The following is an 18,163-nucleotide window of genomic DNA, read 5'->3' as shown; positions in this document are numbered from 1 at the left end:
ATCTCACAGCGTATTTTTATAGGAAATTAGAAGTCGATATGTCGCTAAAACGTATCCTGCTTACCGCGTTACTACTTGGAAGTAGTGCAGCTTACGGTGCAGAAAATTTTGTGGTCCAAGATATAAAAATTGAAGGTCTCCAACGTGTTGCTCTCGGCGCAGCCTTATTGGAGATGCCCGTTCGAGTTGGTGATACTGTTGGCAGTAAAGATGTTTCTGACATCATCAAATCGTTGTACCGTTCTGGTAACTACGAAGATGTAAAAGTCATGCGTGACGGCAATGATTTGGTGGTTCGTGTAACCGAGCGTCCGACTATCGCCAGCGTTTCTTTTTCGGGTAACAAAGCGATTGAAGAAGAACAGCTTCAACAAAACCTTAATTCTTCCGGTGTACGTGTAGGCGAAGCGTTAGACCGCACTGCGTTAAGTACCATAGAAAAAGGGCTTGAAGATTTTTACTACAGCGTAGGTAAATACAACGCTTCGGTACAAGCGGTTGTCACACCGCTACCGCGTAACCGTGCAGATCTTAAGTTTGTGTTCTCTGAAGGCGTTTCAGCCAAAATCCAACAAATTAACTTTATTGGTAATACCGTCTACACAGACAGTGAGCTGTTGTCTCGTTTCAACTTGAATGTGGACGTGCCATGGTGGAACTTCATGGCTGATGAGAAATATCAAAAGCAAGTTCTTGCTGGCGATCTCGAAGCAATGAAGTCGTATTACCTGAATCAGGGCTATCTCAAGTTTAAAGTGGACTCTAGCCAAGTGGCGATCTCTCCTGATAAGAAAGGGGTGTACATCACTCTCTTCTTAGACGAAGGTGAACAATACACGGTTAAAGATGTCAAAGTTCAAGGCGAGCTCATCGGCAAGCGCGATGAATTTGAAAAGATGAATCCATTTAAGGAAGGTGACGTTTATAGCGGCGGCGCGGTTACCGGAATGGAAGAGTCGATTAAGCGCGTGTTGGGTGAGTCTGGTTACGCCTATCCTAACGTACGCACCGTGCCTGAGTTTGATGATGAGAACCACACCGTTTCATTGGTCGTAAACGTAGAAGCGGGTAACCGTATTTACGTGCGTGATATTCGCTTTGTTGGTAACAACTCAACAAAAGATGAAGTGTTGCGTCGCGAAATGCGCCAAATGGAAGGCAGTTGGCTTAACTCTAAGAATCTTGAAACTGGTAAAACACGTTTGAATCGTCTCGGCTTCTTTGAAACTGTAGATGTACAAACCGTGCGTGTACCTGGTACGGACGACCAAGTCGATGTCGTGTATTCGGTTAAAGAAGCCAACTCAGGTAGCGTTAACTTTGGTATCGGCTACGGTACTGAATCAGGTATCAGCTTCCAAGTCGGTCTACAGCAAGATAACTTCTTAGGAACCGGTAATCGTGTGGGCATTAATGCCATGATGAACGATTACCAAAAGAACGTCAGCCTAGAATATCGTGACCCATACTGGAACTTAGATGGTGTCAGTTTGGGCGGTAAGATTTTCTATAACAAGTTTGAAGCATCAGAGGCGGGCATTGTTGACTATACCAATGAAAGTTACGGCGGCTCTTTAACTTGGGGTTTCCCATTTGATGAATTGAACTTTGTGGAAGTGGGTATTGGTTATACACACAACAGTTTATCTAACTTAGACCCTTATGTTCAGATAGAGAACTTCCTTCAATCCCAAGGAAGTAACTACAACGCCATAGAAAATACATTAGAAACTGATGATTTTGACGTTTCTCTGACTTGGACGCGTAATAATCTAAACAGAAGTATCTTCCCTACGTCGGGTAACCACCAACGTTTAACGGGTAAAATTACGGTTCCGGGTTCGGATGCGCAGTACTATAAAATTCAGTACGATGCGAGACAGTACTTCCCGCTCAACCATAAACAAACCTTTGCATTATTGCTTCGTGGTCGTTTAGGTTATGGTAATGGTTACGGCAAAACGGGTGGCAATGATAACTTGTTCCCATTCTATGAGAACTTCTATGCGGGCGGTTTCACTACCTTGCGTGGCTTTGGTTCAAACAGTGCGGGTCCGAAAGCGGTATACGATGATCCATCAGGCTGTTCTGGTAACGCCGGTGGCAACAACCCATGTTATTCCGCAACGGATGAATCCGCCGGAGGTAACGCCACTATGTTGGGTAGTGTGGAGTTAATCGTACCAACGCCATTTGCAGGAGATAGCTTCCGCAATCAACTTCGTACGAGTTTATTCGTCGATGTCGCCAGTGTATGGGATACAGAGTTTAACGACGTTGATGTAGATAAAAACTTACCGGGTTCTGATTATTATTATGATTATTCAGACCCATTTGCGTACCGCGCATCAGTGGGTGCCGCAGTACAATGGATGTCACCGATGGGACCATTAGTGTTCTCGTTAGCGACTCCGATTGAAATTTATGAGGGTGATGACAAAGAGGTCTTCACTTTCACAATTGGTAGAACCTTCTAAACATTTGAGGATAATAAATTGAAAAAACTAATTAAAGCAGCTGGCCTAAGTCTTGTAGTTTTGTCTACATCTTTGGTGGCGCATGCCGCAGAAGCTGCTCAAAAAGTTGCTTATGTAAATACCGCTCAAATTTTCCAAGAGCTACCACAACGTGAGGCTGTACTTAAATCTCTTCAAGAAGAGTTCAAAGACAAAACAGCAGATTTAAAAGCGATTGAAGCTAAGATTAAGTCTAAAGCGGATAAAGCACGTCGCGACGCTGCACTACTTGGTGATGATGGCGTACGTAAACTGCAAATCGAAATTGCGGGCCTAGAAGCTGAATACAAACTGAAAGGTCAATCTCTAGAGCGTGATGGCAAACGTCGTGAAGCGCAAGAGAAGCAAAAACTATTTAAAGTGATTCAAGACGCGGTAAACGTTGTTGCTAAACGTGAAGGCGTAGACATGGTTGTAGATGCACAAGCTCTTCAATACGCTAAGCCTGAACTAGACCTATCACAAAAAGTGATCGACGAACTAAATAAGTAATAAATTATGACAGAACTGACGCTACAACAACTTGAACAAATTACCGGTGGTACACTTTACGGTGAGCCTGATACTAAGGTTACTTCGGTAGCTGCAATGGATAAAGCCGAAGAAGGGCAAATTACCTTCTTGTCGAATCCACGCTATAAAAAGCAATTGCCAGAGTGTAAGGCGTCAGTGGTCATGGTTAAGGAAAGCGAACGTGCATTATGTTCTGGTAATGCACTGGTCGTCGCTGATCCTTATGTAGCTTATGCTAAGGTTGCTCAAGCGTTAAATACGCCGCAGCTTCCTGCGACTGGAATAGCAGCATCGGCAAGTATTGCAGATGATGCTGTTCTTGGTAGCAATGTCTCTATTGGCCCAAATGCTACGATCGATTCAGGCGCGGTACTAGGAGATAACGTCTCTATTGGTGCAGGTGCTTATGTGGGTAAAAACGCGGTCATTGGTGCAGGTACACAATTGTGGGCTAATGCAACGGTTTACCATCATGTACAAGTCGGTGAGCGTTGTGTTTTTCATTCTAGCTCAGTGATTGGTGCAGACGGCTTTGGTTACGCTAACGAGCGTGGCGAATGGATCAAAATCCCGCAAGTCGGCACAGTCAGAGTTGGCGATCGTGTTGAAATTGGCGCAAGCACAACCGTTGATAGAGGTGCGTTAGACGACACTGTTATCGGTAGCAATGTGATTTTAGATAACCAAATTCAAATTGGTCATAATGTCTGTATCGATTACGGCTCTTGCATTGCAGGTGGCACGGTAGTCGGTGGTAGTACTCACATTGGTAAATATTGTATTATTGGTGGTGGCGCCGCCATTTCAGGGCACTTAGAAATTGCCGACGGTAGCATGATCTCTGGTCGTGCTATGGTGCTTCGCAGCATCACTGAAAAAGGCGTGTATTCATCAGGTATGCCAGCACTACCTAATCGAGAGTGGCGCAAGTCAGTTGCTCGCCTTAACAGGCTTGAAGATATGCTGAATCGTCTCAATGAACTCGAGAAAAAGCTCGGCTCTTAAATTCTCTATTAAGGCCTGCAATAAGCAGGTCTTTTTAGTCTATAATCTTAAATAAATTAAAGCGTTACATTAAAGGAAATGCACTTTGACTTCTGAAAACAAGACCATGGATATTATGGAGATTCAATCTCTTCTTCCACACCGTTATCCGTTTTTACTTCTTGATCGTGTGACTGATTACGAAGAAGGAAAATATCTAGTTGGTTTGAAAAACGTGACCTTTAATGAGCCTCAGTTCACGGGTCACTTCCCACAACTGCCTGTATTTCCAGGGGTACTTATCCTAGAAGCAATGGCTCAGGCAACAGGGTTACTGGCATTTAAAACCTTTGGCGCACCAAAAGAAAATGAATTGTATTACTTTGCTAGTGTAGACCAAGCAAAGTTCCGTAAACCTGTTACTCCAGGCGATCAAATGATCATCGAAGTAGAGCTGTTAAAAAATCGTCGCGGTATTGCGATGTTTAACGGTGTTGCTAAAGTTGATGGTGAGGTTGTTTGTTCTGCAGAACTAAAATGTGCTCGTCGAGAATTCTAATATGATTGATCCTACTGCAAAAATTCATCCAACTGCAGTTATTGAAGGCAATGTAACTATTGGCGCCAACACAACGGTTGGGCCGTTTACATACATCAGTGGCGATGTTGAAATTGGTGAAGACAATGAGATTATGTCTCATGTTGTGATTAAAGGCTTAACCAAAATTGGTAATGGAAACCGCGTGTTTTCTTTTGCCATTTTAGGTGAAGAGAACCAAGATAAGAAATATCACGGTGAAGCTACCCAACTGGTGGTAGGCGATCGTAACGTGATTCGCGAAAGTGTGCAGATGCACCGTGGTACAGTACAAGATAAAGGCATTACTCAAGTAGGTAGCGATAACCTATTTTGTGTGAACGCACACATTGCCCATGACTGTGTCATTGGTGACAACGTTATTCTTGGCAATAACGCGACTCTTGCTGGACACGTTAAAGTACAAGACTACGTGATTCTTACTGCGCTGGTTCCTGTGCATCAGTTCTGTACTTTAGGTGCGCACGCCTTCATCGGCGGCGGCTCTACGGTAGCGCAAGACATCCCTCCATTTGTGATGGCGCAAGGTAACCACTGTAGCCCTATCGGTATTAACTCTGAAGGCATGAAACGTCGTGGTTTTGAGAAGCAAGATATTCTTGCTGTACGTCGTGCATTTAAAACACTGTACCGTTCAGGTCTCACTTTAGATGAAGCGAAAGTTGAAATTGCTAAATCAGCTGATGAGTACCCTGCGGTTAAGCAATTCATTGATTACCTAAACAATGATGTGAACCGTGGCATCATTCGCTAATAACAGCGTTTAGTTTTCCTTTTTAAAAGATCGCTGTAATGGGCGATCTTTTTGTTTGTGTCCTTTTTGTTTCCTTATTTTGTGTCTAGGAGTGCAATTTATGAGTCGACCATTACGTATCGGTGTTGTTGTTGGAGAGTTGTCTGGTGACACACTAGGTGAAGGTCTTATCAAGGGCATTCAGCAAAAGTATCCTGATGCTGAATTTGTTGGAATTGCCGGGCCGAAAATGCAGGCGCTAGGGTGTCGCTCTTTATTTGATATGGAAGAGCTATCAGTCATGGGATTGGTTGAAGTCCTAGGACGACTGCGTCGCATTCTGCACATAAAAAAAGAAACGGCCAAGTTTTTCAAACAGTGGCAACCGGATGTTTTTATTGGCATTGATGCCCCTGATTTTAATTTACGACTGGAATTAGAGTTAAAGAATGCCGGTCTGAAAACAGTACACTACGTCAGCCCATCAGTGTGGGCATGGCGACCGAAGCGTATTTTTAAAATCGATGCTGCAACGGATCTTGTGCTGGCCTTTCTTCCTTTCGAAAAAGCTTTTTATGATAAGTATCAAGTGGCGTGTGAATTTGTTGGGCACACACTAGCCGATGCGATTCCAATGCATTCAAGCAAAAGTGAAGCGCGTGAACGTTTTGGGCTACAGCAAGATAAACGCTGGCTCGCGGTACTGCCGGGCAGTCGCCGTGGCGAAGTGAAGTTAATGGCGCAAGACTTCATTGAAGGTTGTAAACTGCTGCATGAAAAATACCCAGATATTGGTTTTATCGTATCGGCGGTCAATCCCGCACGAAAAGCGCAGTTTGAAGAAATTTGGCAACAAACCGCTCCTGAACTTGATTTCCAAATCATTGAAGAAAACTCTGCGCGTAACATTATGGCTGCGGCTGATTTCATTTTACTTGCCTGTGGTACTGCGGTATTAGAAGGCATGTTGGTTAATCGTCCTATGGTGACGGCGTATAAAGTGAATAAAATCTCCGGCTTTATTGCGAAGCGTATGATGCTGAATAAATATTACAGCTTGCCGAATCTGCTTGCGGATGAAGAGTTGCTTACTGAGCTGATCATGGAAGAATGTAATCCTCAGCAAATATTTAGCGCAATGCAAAACATCATTGATGGTGATACCTCTTATATGACGGATAAGTTTAGCGAGATGCATGCGTGGATAAAGCGTGACGCTGATACTCAAGCGGCCAATGCAGTACTGAATTTAATAGGCAAGTAAATGGCAAAAGCAAAAGCAAAAGCAAAAGCAAAAGTAGAATACCCTCCCTTTGAGTACCCGCAAGGTTACTCTTTGTTTGCCGGAGTGGATGAAGTAGGGCGAGGCCCATTGGTGGGTGATGTCGTCACGGCGGCGGTTATTTTAGACCCGAATAATCCTATTGAAGGGCTGACCGATTCAAAGGCACTGTCTGAGAAGAAGCGTTTGGCGTTATTTCCAGAAATTAAACAAAAAGCGCTCGCATGGTCAGTAGGTCGCTGTTCACCTGAAGAAATCGATGAGCTGAATATTTTACATGCCACTATGCTGGCGATGACACGCGCTATTGAAGGCTTGTCTGTTCAGCCTGACTTTGCCTTAATTGATGGCAATCGAGTGCCAACAATTGCGATGCCGGGGCTTGCGGTTGTGAAAGGTGATTTAAGAGTCGCTGAAATCAGCGCTGCCTCTATTATCGCTAAAGTGGTGCGCGACCAAGAAATGATCGAACTGGACGAAAAGCACCCGCAATTTGGCTTTGCTAAGCACAAAGGGTATCCGACCAAGGCACATTTTGCCGCTATCGAAGAGCACGGCGTAATTGCTGAGCACAGAAAAAGTTTTAAGCCAGTTAAACGAGCGTTAGGTCTGCTTGACTAACGGAACAATAGAGTAATTATGACACAGCCAAAGTTTATACATTTACGCGTCCACAGTGACTATTCCATGGTGGATGGCTTGTCGAAAGTGCCGCCTTTGGTCAAGAAAGTGGCCGAGCTTGGTATGCCTGCGGTGGCCTTGACCGACTTTACTAACCTATGTGGTTTAGTGAAGTTTTATAATAAGGCCCACGGCGAGGGTATTAAGCCGATTATTGGCGCTGACTTTATGATGCAATCACCTGAATTTGGTGATGAACTGACGCGCATTACGGTATTAGCAGCCAATAACCAAGGTTATAAAAACCTGACTCTATTGATTTCAAAAGCCTATCTTCGAGGTCACGTCCAACATCACCCTGTGATTGATAAAGAATGGCTGGCTGAGCTGAACGAAGGCTTGATCGTTCTCTCTGGCGGAAAAAGCGGTGAAGTAGGTAAAGCCTTATTAAAAGGCAACGATGATCTGACTCAGCAGTGTATCGATTTTTATCAACAACATTTCGCTGATCGCTTTTATCTGGAGCTTACGCGTACTGGCCGCGTAGATGAAGAAAGCTATCTGCATTTTGCCTTGGAATGCGCAACCAAAAGTCACCTTCCTGTAGTGGCAACCAATGAGGTGGTGTTCCTCAATGCTGAACAGTTTGACGCCCATGAAATCCGTGTGGCGATTCATGATGGTTTTACGCTAGAAGATCCGCGTCGTCCAAAAAATTACAGTGCTCAGCAGTATTTGCGCACTGAAGAAGAAATGTGTGAGCTGTTCTCAGACATTCCTGAAGCCTTACAAAACAGTGTCGAAATTGCCAAACGTTGTAACGTTACCGTACGTCTAGGGGAGTATTTCTTACCTAACTTCCCAACCGGTGATATGAGTATTGAAGAATTCTTAGTGCATAAGTCTGAAGAAGGCTTAGAAGAGCGCTTAGAGTTTCTATTCCCCGATCCCAAGGTGCGCGCCGAACGTCGCCCTGAATACGATGAGCGACTGCAAATCGAGCTAGGCGTTGTTAACCAGATGGGCTTCCCCGGTTACTTCCTGATTGTAATGGAGTTCATCCAGTGGTCGAAAGATAACGACATTCCTGTCGGCCCAGGCCGTGGTTCAGGTGCAGGTTCATTGGTGGCTTATGCGCTGAAGATTACCGACCTTGATCCATTAGAGTACGATCTGCTCTTTGAACGATTCTTAAACCCTGAACGTGTCTCCATGCCCGATTTTGATATCGACTTTTGTATGGATAAGCGCGATCAGGTTATCGATCACGTGGCTGAGCTATATGGTCGAGATGCGGTATCGCAGATCATCACCTTTGGTACTATGGCGGCCAAAGCGGTTATTCGTGATGTGGGGCGCGTGCTCGGTCATCCATACGGGTTTGTTGATCGTATCTCCAAGTTAGTGCCGCCTGATCCGGGCATGACACTAAGCAAAGCATTTGATGCTGAGCCACAACTTGGTGAGATTTACGACGCCGATGAAGAGGTTAAAGATCTTATCGATATGTGTCGCATCCTAGAAGGGTGTACACGTAACGCGGGTAAACACGCTGGTGGCGTAGTGATTTCGCCAACCACCATTACCGACTTCTCACCGATCTATGCCGATGCTGAAGGGCACTTCCCGGTTACTCAGTTTGATAAAAATGACGTAGAAACCGCAGGTCTGGTTAAGTTTGACTTCTTGGGGCTACGTACGCTAACAATCATCGACTGGGCGCTAGGGCTGATTAACCCAAGACTTGAAAAAATGGGTGAAGCGCCGGTTCGCATCGAATCGATTCCTTTGCAAGATGAAGCCTCGTTCAGAGTGCTACAAAACTCCGAAACAACGGCGGTATTCCAGCTGGAATCTCGCGGTATGAAGGATTTGATCAAGCGCCTTAAACCGGACTGTTTTGAAGACATCATCGCACTGGTGGCGCTATTTCGTCCCGGCCCATTGCAATCGGGCATGGTAGATAACTTTATTGACCGTAAGCACGGCCGAGAAGCCATCTCTTACCCTGATGAAACATGGCAACATGAGTCATTAAAAGAAACCCTAGAACCGACCTACGGCATCATTCTGTATCAAGAACAGGTTATGCAAATCGCCCAGATCTTGGCGGGCTATACGCTTGGCGGCGCGGATATGTTGCGTCGTGCTATGGGTAAGAAAAAACCGGAAGAGATGGAGAAACAGCGCTCGGTCTTTAAAGAAGGGGCGGAAAATAACGGCGTAGATGGCGAGTTGTCGATGAAAATCTTCGACTTGGTAGAAAAATTCGCCGGCTATGGTTTTAACAAATCGCACTCGGCGGCGTATGCATTGGTTTCATACCAAACGCTATGGCTGAAAACGCACTATCCTGCCGAATTCATGGCCGCGGTAATGACTGCGGATATGGATAATACGGAAAAAGTAGTCGGCCTGGTCGATGAATGTATCCGCATGGGCCTAAAAATCTTACCGCCAGATGTGAACTCAGGTCTATATCGCTTTAACGTCGATGAAACTGGCGCGATTGTGTACGGTATCGGCGCGATCAAAGGGGTCGGTGAAGGCCCAATTGATAGCATGATCGAGGCGAGGAGCAAAGGCGGGCACTTTAAAGATCTCTTTGATTTTTGTGCACGCGTCGATCTTAAAAAGTGCAATAAACGCGTCATTGAAAAGCTCATTCAAGCAGGTGCATTAGATCGCTTAGGTCCACACCGAGCAGCCATGATGGCCTCTGTGGATGCAGCGGTTAAAGCAGCAGGTCAATACCACCAAGCGGAAGCTTTTGGGCAGTCAGATATGTTTGGCGTATTAACCGATACCCACTCCGATGTTGAGCAAGCCTATGCGCAAGTGCCTAAATGGCCTGAAAAAGTGTGGCTAGAAGGGGAGCGAGAAACGCTCGGTTTATATCTTACTGGTCACCCTATTAATTTGTATTTACGAGAACTGGCAAAATACACAAGTTGTCGATTAAATAACGCTACACCTACAAGACGTGACCAATCTGTGACCTTAGCGGGCCTCGTGATTGCGGCTAAAGTGATGACCACCAAACGCGGAACTCGTATTGGTATTCTGACTTTAGACGACCGCTCTGGGCGAATGGAAGTGATGTTATTTTCTGATATGCTAGAAAAGTATGCAGAACTTGTAGAAAAAGATAGAATTGTAGTGGTTTCTGGACAGGTCAGCTTTGATGATTTCAATGGTGGCCTTAAAATGACGGCTCGCGAAGTTATGGATCTTGGGCATGCTCGTGAGAAATACGCTTCTGGACTCAGTATCTCGATATCAGAGTCTCAAATTGATGCACAGTTCTTTGAACGCTTCAGTCGAGTGTTAGAGCCGCATCGCGCTGGTACTATTCCAGTCCATATTTATTATCAACGTAGCGACGCAAGAGCCAAGTTATCCTTGGGTGTTGAATGGCGAGTGACGCCAAGCGATACGTTGATTGACGATTTAAAGCAGCTACTTGGTAATGATCAGGTAGAACTCGAATTTAACTGATTACAGAACACCCTGTATTCAGAGCAAAAAGATGAAGGAATGCTAGATGAGTTTGAACTTTCTAGAGTTTGAAAAGCCAATTGCAGAGCTTGAAGCTAAAATTGAAGCCCTACGCGATGTCAGTCGCCACGGTGGAGGAGATGGAGTCGATCTAGATAAAGAAATCACTTCTCTTGAAAAGAAAAGCTTAGAACTGAAAAAGAAAATTTTTAGTGATCTAGGTGCGTGGCAAGTGGCTCAATTAGCTCGTCACCCACAACGTCCTTACACTTATGATTACATCGAAAATGCCTTCACAGAATTTGATGAATTATGCGGTGATCGTGCGTTTGGCGATGACAAAGCTATCGTTGGTGGTATGGCTCGTCTAGATGGACGTCCAGTAATGGTTATTGGTCATCAAAAAGGCCGTGAAACCAAAGAGAAAGTCATCCGAAACTTTGGTATGCCAAAACCGGAAGGCTACCGTAAAGCCCTTCGTCTAATGAAGATGGCTGAGCGTTTTAACATGCCCGTCATTACTTTTATTGATACTGCGGGTGCATACCCTGGTGTTGGTGCGGAAGAGCGTGGTCAATCAGAAGCGATTGCAACCAACCTAAAAGCGATGGCTGGTCTTACCGTTCCAGTTATCTGTAACGTTGTGGGTGAAGGTGGTTCTGGCGGTGCATTGGCAATTGGTGTCGGTGACTACGTGAACATGCTTGAGTACTCAACGTACTCGGTTATCTCTCCAGAAGGTTGTGCTTCTATCTTATGGCGTGACTCAGAAAAAGCCCCACAAGCGGCAGATGCGATGGGCCTTGTTGCTCCACGTTTGAAAGAGTACGGCTTAATTGATGAAATCATCACTGAACCTCTAGGTGGCGCACATAGAGATCCTGTGGGCACCGCTGAGAATATTAAAGCGGTATTGATTAGCCAATTAAAAGAGCTAGATAGCAAAAATGAAGAAGAGCTACAAGAGCGTCGCTACGAGCGCTTGATGAGCTACGGTTACTGCTAATCTAAAATTTGCTCAACGGCAAATAATAAGATAATAACAAAGGTGAGCACTAGCTCACCTTTTTTGGTTTGGTCTATTTTTTAAAGAGCTTGAACATAGTGAGAAATGCAGTGGACATTATTTTCGATACTTTTTGCAAAGTGATTGAGGCTTATCGACGTGCTGATTCAAAAATCGTATTGGCGTTGAGCGGTGGCTTAGACTCTCGTGTGATGCTGCATTGTCTGGCTCGTTATCGTGCTCAAAACCCAACCTCACACGTCATCGCCGTGCATGTGAATCACGGATTAAGTCAAAATGCGCCCTATTGGACAGCGCAGTGTCAGCAGTGGTGTGATGCCGCTTTAGTGCCTTTTTTCGTCGAACACGCTCACCTAGATCGTCACAGTAAGCAAAGCCTAGAAGCGCAAGCGAGAGAGGCTCGCTATGAGCTGCTGGCGAAACACTTGCGTCAAGGTGATCTGTTATTAACCGCACAACATGCCGATGACCAACTTGAGACTTTACTGCTGGCGTTAAAAAGAGGCAGTGGCCCTAGAGGGCTGGCAGGCATGGGCGTTTGTTCGGTATTCAATGACAGTTTATTGGTGAGACCTTTTCTTTCGTTGCTTCGTCAGCAACTGCATAATTATGCTAAGGCTCATACACTTGAGTGGGTAGAAGATGAAAGCAACCAAGACACTCAGTTTGACCGAAATTTTTTACGACATGAAGTGGTGGCTAAGCTGTCGAGTCGTTGGCCGGAAATACAAAAAAATGCGCTGCGCAGTGCAGAGTTGTGTTTTGAGCAAGAGCAACTACTTGATGAGCTATTGCAACATCAATATGAGCAAGCACTGAATCCCGATCGCAGTTTGTGTATTGAACGGTTAAGTGCTGTATCTGAAGCGATTCGCCATCGTTTACTGCGACAATGGTTTAAACACCACCACTTACCAATGCCAAGTCGTAAGCAACTGAGCTTATTGTTTAATGAAGTGATCAGTGCCGCTCAAGACGCGAACCCTAAACTGGTTATTGGCTGTATTACGGTACGTCGTTTCCAAAACTCGATTCATCTGGTTGAAGAGGTAAGCCTTGCACAAGGCTGGCAGTCAGCTTTACGTCTCAACGAAAGGATGGAACTGCCACACTCATTGGGCTGTGTTACGGTGAGTGATAACAGCGAGTTTGGTCTTGGCGTTCGCATGGCGAATATGGATGAAAACGTTTGGGTTCAGTTTAATCCTAGTGGTTTGAGCGCTCACCCCGAAGGGCGAGTGGGTAGCCGAAAATTAAAAAAACTGTTTCAGGAGTATCAAATTCCACCATGGAAACGGTCACAGATACCTATTTTGATGTATAACGATAAAGTGGTAGCGGTTGGCGATTTATTTGTATGCCGAGACTTTACTGGGTCAAGTCACCGCTTTTATTGGGAAAAAATACAATCAACAAGGTAATATTATGAAAAAGTCTCTCGTTGTAGCCGCTCTTTTAGCATCAGTTATCGGTGCAACGGCGAATGCTGCAGATATTGAAGCGGGTAAAGCAAAAGCACAGATCTGCGCGGCTTGTCACGGAGCAAATGGTAAGTCGATGATCGACGGCTACCCGCATCTAAACGGACAAAATGCTAAGTACATTGTGAGCTCACTAAAAGCTTATAAAGCCAAAGAAAGAAGCGGTGGCTTAGCTGTGGTGATGCAGGCGCAAGCGTCATTACTCAATGAGCAAGATATGGAAAATTTAGCGGCTTACTATGCTTCAATGAAATAATCATACGGTTTTGCCTTGGCATAACGAAATATTGGTGAATTCCTATTTGGTAATTTTGGGAAAAACATTGATAATACTTGGACTTGCAATTGGCTAAACAAATTAGGGAGTAGAAATGAAAAAGATTGAAGCTATCATTAAGCCTTTTAAACTCGATGATGTACGAGAGGCATTGGCAGAAGTCGGTATTACAGGGATGACGGTATCTGAAGTAAAAGGCTTTGGACGTCAAAAAGGTCACACTGAGCTATACCGTGGCGCTGAGTACATGGTTGATTTTCTACCAAAAGTTAAGTTAGAAATTGTAGTCTCTGATGATGTGGCTGGACAATGTATCGATAAGATTGTTGAAACGGCACAAACGGGCAAAATTGGCGATGGTAAGATTTTTGTTGCTGATGTTGAACGCGTGGTTCGTATCCGTACTGGCGAAGAAGACGAAGACGCAATCTAATTTTAGGTGCTATTCCTTTTATACTAGATTCATCTTTTAAGCCCCTGCCACCGTGCGGGGGCTTGTTATTTTGGACTAAAAATCATTATCTGCAACAGGTGATTTATGGCATCGCTTAAAAAAACACGCTGGTTTATATTCATTGTTTTGGGAGTAGTCATTGCTGTTGTAGCAATCTTTAACCGTGTGTTTTTCGTCCCAACGTCGCAACACATATTGCTCACTGATGGCATTACAGATAGCCAACAGGAGAGTCCTTTTGAGTGTCAGGAGTTTGCGCAAAACGGAGCGGTATTGGACAACGACGGATTGATTGATGTGTTGGTGTGGAATCTCTATAAGCAAAATAGAGAGAACTGGAAACCCGTCCTCAATCAGTTATTGCAAGGAAAGCAACTCGCGCTGTTGCAAGAGGTGAGTTTAACTGACGAATTTAAAGATTGGTTGTATCAAATCAAGTGGGTAGGGCAACAAGCAAAAGCATTTGAAGCGTTTGATGTCAGCGCTGGTGTCCTCAATTTAGCCCCAGTTTACCCTATTCGCATCTGTGCTCATTTGAACTCAGAACCTTGGTTACAACTGCCTAAATCGGCCCTGTTTGCCACTTATCCGTTATCCGATGGCACTGTGCTGGCTGTGGGGAATTTGCATGCGATTAACTTTACTGCGGGTACTGAGGAGTATCAGCAACAGGTATTGACATTGGTAGATGAGTTACAGCGACATCAAGGTCCGGTTCTCTTTGGTGGGGACTTTAATACGTGGAGTGATACACGAATGGAAGCATTGAGCGCTATTATGTCGCAAGCGCATTTTAAAGAAGCGCAGTTTCCTAGGGGGCAACGTTCAGAATTTATGAATGGGCATGTATTGGATCATATCTATTATCGTGACTTGCAGTTAATCACAGCAGAGGCGCCAACAAGTGACGCCTCTGATCATAATCCTTTGCTAGCACGTTTTGCGCTAATGCCGACTAAACCGTCACTTTAGTCACATCGACATACAGTTTCAGTTTTTGTCCTAGTTTTAGGTATTTTGACGTGTTCAAGTTGTTCCATTTGATCACGTCACTGGTGCGTACTTTAAAGCGATGCGCAATACTGCTGATGCTGTCTCCACTGCGCACATTGTAGTAAACGGTACGCATGACGGCGCCAGCAGAGCCCTTCTTCCACACAACTAACTTTTGACCAACGCGCAGAGTATCTTTGGGCGCCATGCCGTTCCATTTCGCTAAAGATTGTACAGAGACATTGTGCTGTTTGGCGATAGTCCAAAAGCTGTCACCGGATTTCACAGTATGCGTTTCTTTGTAGTCTCCACGGCTGCGAGATTGTGTCTGCTTGAGGCGATTTTCTGCACTTAGAATGTACGCACTGTTTGATTTTGTTGAAGTCGGGATCAACAGGTAGTGTCCCGCTCTAATATTGACATTAGACATGCCATTCGCGGTTTGAATAACCTTAATGGTGGTGTTGTGCTTTTGCGCAATAAGGCCAAGGCTATCGCCCGGTTGAACCTTATAGCGTATTAACTTAACGCCTTTACCACGGTTTTTTTCAACCTGAGCCATGAACTGATCTTTCTTATCAATAGGAATTAATAACTGATGCGGTCCATCTGGCGCAGTCGCCCATTGGTTATAGGCCGGGTTGTAGCTTTGCAGCTCTTTTACCGTGATATCTGCATATTGAGCAGCAATACCAAGATCGAGTTGCTCTTTTGGGTCAACCTTAACAAGGACAGGCTTGTTTTCAATCGGCGGGATCTCAACGCCGTATTTCTCTTGGTGCGCCACGATATCCGCAATCGCCATTAATTTAGGCACATAAGCGCTGGTTTCTTGTGGCAACTCCAATGAGAAAAAGTCGGTGGGTTTGTTAAGGCGACGGTTTTTACGAATCGCACTGCTTACGCGTCCACCGCCACTGTTGTAGGAGGCAATCGCATGATTCCAGTTTCCGTCAAAGCGATTGTTAAGATCGCTTAGGTATTTTAACGCCGCGTCAGTAGAGGCTTCTACATCACGGCGACCATCATACCAATAGTTTTGTTCAAGGCCGTACCACTTGCCCGTTCCTGGGATAAACTGCCATAGGCCCGCTGCGCTGCCATGAGAATAGGCAAAAGCGTCAAAAGAGCTTTCTACGACAGGTAATAAAGCCAGTTCCATAGGAAGGTTTTTCTGTTCGATTTTTTCAACAATCAGGTACAGATACGGTTCAGCTCTTTTCGAGACCGTTCTTAGGTGGCTTGGGTGCTTGATATACCAATTGCGGTAATATTCTACTTTTTTATCGTCAGCGACAGGCAGCTTAAGTTGCATGCCAATACGTTTCCATAAATCTTGTTGCTGCTGAGGGGTTAACTCTGGCGCTTTTTCCACTTCTTCTACGGGCTGTTGCGCCGTTTCTTTAGGGGCTTCTTGAGCGGGTGGCGCGACCTCAACTTGGCTTTCTTGTGTTGTTGGAGGAAGCTCGGTGACCTCTTGTTCAGTGGGCTGCTGCGGAGTCTGACAGCCCGTAAGTACCAGAGCTAATATCCAGCTGTATTTCAATTTCATTCAAAAGCCTTCGTGCAATGTCTTTTCCATTGTTCGTTATCTCACTTGCGAAGTTTGATGAACCAGTCAATGGGCATAAATTCAATATTGTGCCAGAGTGTACTGAATTAGAAGCTATCTTTCCATTTACGCAGTGCGGTAAAAACCCCTTCAGGAGTCAGATCATCAGTTTTATGTGCGACTGAATTAATAACTTCCGGTATATCTACCCTTAAAAATGGGTTAATCCACTTTTCTTGTTCAATTGTGGTCGGTAGCGTAGGCTTTTGATGCGCGCGAAGCTGATTCACTTTTTCTCGGTAAATTTGTAACTGTGGGTTACTCGGTTCGATTGCCATGGCAAAGGATAAGTTATTCGAGGTGTATTCATGTGCGCTATACACTTCGGTTTCTACAGGCAAAGACGCGAGTTTTTGTAGTGATTGCCACATTTGCGCTGGCGTTCCTTCAAAGACTCGGCCACAACCTGCTGAGAACAGCACATCACCACAAAACAGTTTGCCATCACCGACAAAACCAATGTGCCCTAAGGTGTGTCCTGGTAAATCTAGAACTAAGAAGTGCTCACCAAACAGTTCCAACTGTTGTCCTGATCCTACAGAGTGTGTCAGTCCCGCTACGGCGTCTTTTTTCGGGCCAACAATGGTGACTTCGGGAAATTCACGTTTAAGCTCTGATACACCACCAATATGATCTGAATGATGATGAGTGAGCAGTATTGTCGTCAGTTGCAGATCATGCTCTTTTAGGTACGCCAAAACAGGAGTTGCATCACCCGGATCGACAATGGCACATTGACCTTGGTTATTGTGAATAAGCCAGATGTAATTATCATTAAATGCAGGTATGCTTTTTACGACTAACATTAAGATATTCCTATTGTTTCTTTACGGATGACTGCTGAATGCGACCAGCTCGGATATCACGGAAAATAACCCAACCCCATTCATGGGATGACCTGCCTAAACATCAGTGGGTTCGTGACGCTATACAGATGCGTTTGGATGAGTGGTGCCCTAAATTATTTGGCTACCACATGCTTAAATTAGGTGGTTTAAGCTGTGAGATTACCAGTTGTAACTGTAATATTCAGCATCAAATCAACCTAGACATCAAAAATCCCATACATAATGTGATAGCTGATGCGTATGATTTGCCCTTTTTAGAAAAGAGCATAGACGTAGTATTGATGGCCCATCAATTGGATTATTGTCTAGATCCGCATCGTTTACTGCGAGAGGTGGATAGAGTCATGATTGATGATGGTTATCTTATTTTGACCGGTTTTAATCCAATTAGCTTATCAGGGCTAAATAGTCTTATGCCATGGCGCAAACGCAGTATGCCTTGGTGTGGCCGAATGTTTACCCCACATAGGGTCAAAGATTGGTTAAGTCTTCTTAACTATCAAGTGGTACATATGGACAGCTATGGGTTGGTGCCAGTGAAAAAGCAAAGAGCGATATGGACTTGGCTTGAAAATGGAATAGGGAATTGGGGCAACCCTTTTTGCAGTCAATACTTTATTGTTGCGCGCAAGCGAACCTATCCATTAAAGCCTATCAAACCTCACTGGAAGCTAAAGCGTCGCCTTGCCCCAGTCAGAGTGAATTGCCGAGTTAAACATTAGTGCG

General features: G+C 44.8%; 16 protein-coding genes. 14 read left to right on the top strand and 2 right to left on the bottom strand.

The genetic code is table 11. The features are described 5' to 3' along the window. Positions 1-38 precede the first annotated feature (38 nt). The 13 genes from bamA to VEZ01S_RS00495 all read left to right on the top strand — a co-directional run bounded on the left by bamA (position 39) and on the right by VEZ01S_RS00495 (position 14,956). Positions 39-2,477, top strand: a complete 2,439-nt coding sequence (bamA, locus tag VEZ01S_RS00555) for an outer membrane protein assembly factor BamA (RefSeq protein ID WP_021712058.1) — start codon at positions 39-41, stop codon at positions 2,475-2,477. Positions 2,478-2,495: 18 nt separating this feature from the next. Further along, positions 2,496-3,008 carry an OmpH/Skp family outer membrane protein gene (locus VEZ01S_RS00550; RefSeq protein ID WP_021712057.1) on the top strand — a complete coding sequence of 171 codons (513 nt, stop codon included), beginning with the start codon at positions 2,496-2,498 and terminating at the stop codon, positions 3,006-3,008. A gap of 6 nt (positions 3,009-3,014) precedes the next feature. Further along, the gene (gene lpxD, locus VEZ01S_RS00545; protein ID WP_021712056.1) at positions 3,015-4,034 is read left to right on the top strand and encodes a UDP-3-O-(3-hydroxymyristoyl)glucosamine N-acyltransferase; all 1,020 of its coding nucleotides are present in this window, start codon (positions 3,015-3,017) and stop codon (positions 4,032-4,034) included. A 106-nt stretch (positions 4,035-4,140) separates the two neighbouring features. Next, positions 4,141-4,572, top strand: a complete 432-nt coding sequence (fabZ, locus tag VEZ01S_RS00540) for a 3-hydroxyacyl-ACP dehydratase FabZ (RefSeq protein WP_052032182.1) — start codon at positions 4,141-4,143, stop codon at positions 4,570-4,572. 1 nt (position 4,573) lies between these two features. Further along, entirely contained in the window at positions 4,574-5,365 is a 792-nt protein-coding gene (lpxA, locus tag VEZ01S_RS00535) for an acyl-ACP--UDP-N-acetylglucosamine O-acyltransferase (protein WP_021712054.1), read from the top strand. 100 nt (positions 5,366-5,465) lie between these two features. After that, positions 5,466-6,608 carry a lipid-A-disaccharide synthase gene (gene lpxB, locus VEZ01S_RS00530; RefSeq protein ID WP_021712053.1) on the top strand — a complete coding sequence of 381 codons (1,143 nt, stop codon included), beginning with the start codon at positions 5,466-5,468 and terminating at the stop codon, positions 6,606-6,608. Next, a complete protein-coding gene (rnhB, locus tag VEZ01S_RS00525) occupies positions 6,609-7,247 on the top strand; it encodes a ribonuclease HII (RefSeq protein ID WP_021712052.1) in 639 nt (212 codons plus the stop codon). It begins immediately after the preceding gene. Positions 7,248-7,265: 18 nt separating this feature from the next. Beyond that, positions 7,266-10,745 (top strand): DNA polymerase III subunit alpha, encoded by a 3,480-nt coding sequence (gene dnaE / locus VEZ01S_RS00520; RefSeq protein WP_021712051.1) that lies wholly within the window; start codon positions 7,266-7,268, stop codon positions 10,743-10,745. Between the two features lie 46 nt (positions 10,746-10,791). After that, positions 10,792-11,751, top strand: a complete 960-nt coding sequence (accA, locus tag VEZ01S_RS00515) for an acetyl-CoA carboxylase carboxyl transferase subunit alpha (RefSeq protein WP_021712050.1) — start codon at positions 10,792-10,794, stop codon at positions 11,749-11,751. Between the two features lie 110 nt (positions 11,752-11,861). After that, positions 11,862-13,193, top strand: a complete 1,332-nt coding sequence (gene tilS, locus VEZ01S_RS00510; RefSeq protein WP_040889863.1) for a tRNA lysidine(34) synthetase TilS — start codon at positions 11,862-11,864, stop codon at positions 13,191-13,193. 4 nt (positions 13,194-13,197) lie between these two features. Further along, complete coding sequence (locus VEZ01S_RS00505) at positions 13,198-13,509, top strand: c-type cytochrome (RefSeq protein WP_021712048.1); 312 nt, start codon at positions 13,198-13,200, stop codon at positions 13,507-13,509. 115 nt (positions 13,510-13,624) lie between these two features. Beyond that, positions 13,625-13,963 (top strand): nitrogen regulatory protein P-II, encoded by a 339-nt coding sequence (glnB, locus tag VEZ01S_RS00500; protein ID WP_021712047.1) that lies wholly within the window; start codon positions 13,625-13,627, stop codon positions 13,961-13,963. A gap of 105 nt (positions 13,964-14,068) precedes the next feature. Then, complete coding sequence (locus VEZ01S_RS00495; protein WP_040889833.1) at positions 14,069-14,956, top strand: endonuclease/exonuclease/phosphatase family protein; 888 nt, start codon at positions 14,069-14,071, stop codon at positions 14,954-14,956. On the opposite strand, the gene VEZ01S_RS00490 is transcribed toward VEZ01S_RS00495, so the two are convergent. After that, the gene (locus tag VEZ01S_RS00490) at positions 14,940-16,529 is read right to left on the bottom strand and encodes a LysM peptidoglycan-binding domain-containing protein (RefSeq protein ID WP_021712044.1); all 1,590 of its coding nucleotides are present in this window, start codon (positions 16,527-16,529) and stop codon (positions 14,940-14,942) included. The two genes, VEZ01S_RS00495 and VEZ01S_RS00490, sit on opposite strands and share 17 nt — an antisense overlap. Before the next feature lie 107 nt (positions 16,530-16,636). Further along, on the bottom strand, positions 16,637-17,395 hold the full coding sequence (gene gloB / locus VEZ01S_RS00485) for a hydroxyacylglutathione hydrolase (protein ID WP_021712043.1): 759 nt from the start codon (positions 17,393-17,395) through the stop codon (positions 16,637-16,639). Between the two features lie 38 nt (positions 17,396-17,433). On the opposite strand from gloB, the gene VEZ01S_RS00480 reads away from it, so the two are divergent. Beyond that, positions 17,434-18,159 (top strand): class I SAM-dependent methyltransferase, encoded by a 726-nt coding sequence (locus tag VEZ01S_RS00480; RefSeq protein WP_021712042.1) that lies wholly within the window; start codon positions 17,434-17,436, stop codon positions 18,157-18,159. Positions 18,160-18,163 lie beyond the last annotated feature (4 nt).

This window comes from Vibrio ezurae NBRC 102218 (assembly GCF_000467185.1).
GTDB lineage: Bacteria > Pseudomonadota > Gammaproteobacteria > Enterobacterales > Vibrionaceae > Vibrio > Vibrio ezurae.
The sequence above is the reverse complement of the archived record's forward strand: the minus strand, read 5'-3'. Positions and strand labels throughout refer to the sequence as shown.

What these genes read in the sequence shown, in the direction of transcription:
- bamA (WP_021712058.1), top strand. Translation starts at nt 39, where the DNA reads ATGTCGCTAAAACGTATCCTGCTTACCGCGTTACTACTTGGAAGTAGT.
- lpxD (WP_021712056.1), top strand. Translation starts at nt 3,015, where the DNA reads ATGACAGAACTGACGCTACAACAACTTGAACAAATTACCGGTGGTACA.
- fabZ (WP_052032182.1), top strand. Translation starts at nt 4,141, where the DNA reads ATGGATATTATGGAGATTCAATCTCTTCTTCCACACCGTTATCCGTTT.
- lpxA (WP_021712054.1), top strand. Translation starts at nt 4,574, where the DNA reads ATGATTGATCCTACTGCAAAAATTCATCCAACTGCAGTTATTGAAGGC.
- lpxB (WP_021712053.1), top strand. Translation starts at nt 5,466, where the DNA reads ATGAGTCGACCATTACGTATCGGTGTTGTTGTTGGAGAGTTGTCTGGT.
- rnhB (WP_021712052.1), top strand. Translation starts at nt 6,609, where the DNA reads ATGGCAAAAGCAAAAGCAAAAGCAAAAGCAAAAGTAGAATACCCTCCC.
- dnaE (WP_021712051.1), top strand. Translation starts at nt 7,266, where the DNA reads ATGACACAGCCAAAGTTTATACATTTACGCGTCCACAGTGACTATTCC.
- accA (WP_021712050.1), top strand. Translation starts at nt 10,792, where the DNA reads ATGAGTTTGAACTTTCTAGAGTTTGAAAAGCCAATTGCAGAGCTTGAA.
- VEZ01S_RS00505 (WP_021712048.1), top strand. Translation starts at nt 13,198, where the DNA reads ATGAAAAAGTCTCTCGTTGTAGCCGCTCTTTTAGCATCAGTTATCGGT.
- glnB (WP_021712047.1), top strand. Translation starts at nt 13,625, where the DNA reads ATGAAAAAGATTGAAGCTATCATTAAGCCTTTTAAACTCGATGATGTA.
- VEZ01S_RS00495 (WP_040889833.1), top strand. Translation starts at nt 14,069, where the DNA reads ATGGCATCGCTTAAAAAAACACGCTGGTTTATATTCATTGTTTTGGGA.
- VEZ01S_RS00490 (WP_021712044.1), bottom strand. Translation starts at nt 16,529, where the DNA reads ATGAAATTGAAATACAGCTGGATATTAGCTCTGGTACTTACGGGCTGT.
- gloB (WP_021712043.1), bottom strand. Translation starts at nt 17,395, where the DNA reads ATGTTAGTCGTAAAAAGCATACCTGCATTTAATGATAATTACATCTGG.
- VEZ01S_RS00480 (WP_021712042.1), top strand. Translation starts at nt 17,434, where the DNA reads ATGCGACCAGCTCGGATATCACGGAAAATAACCCAACCCCATTCATGG.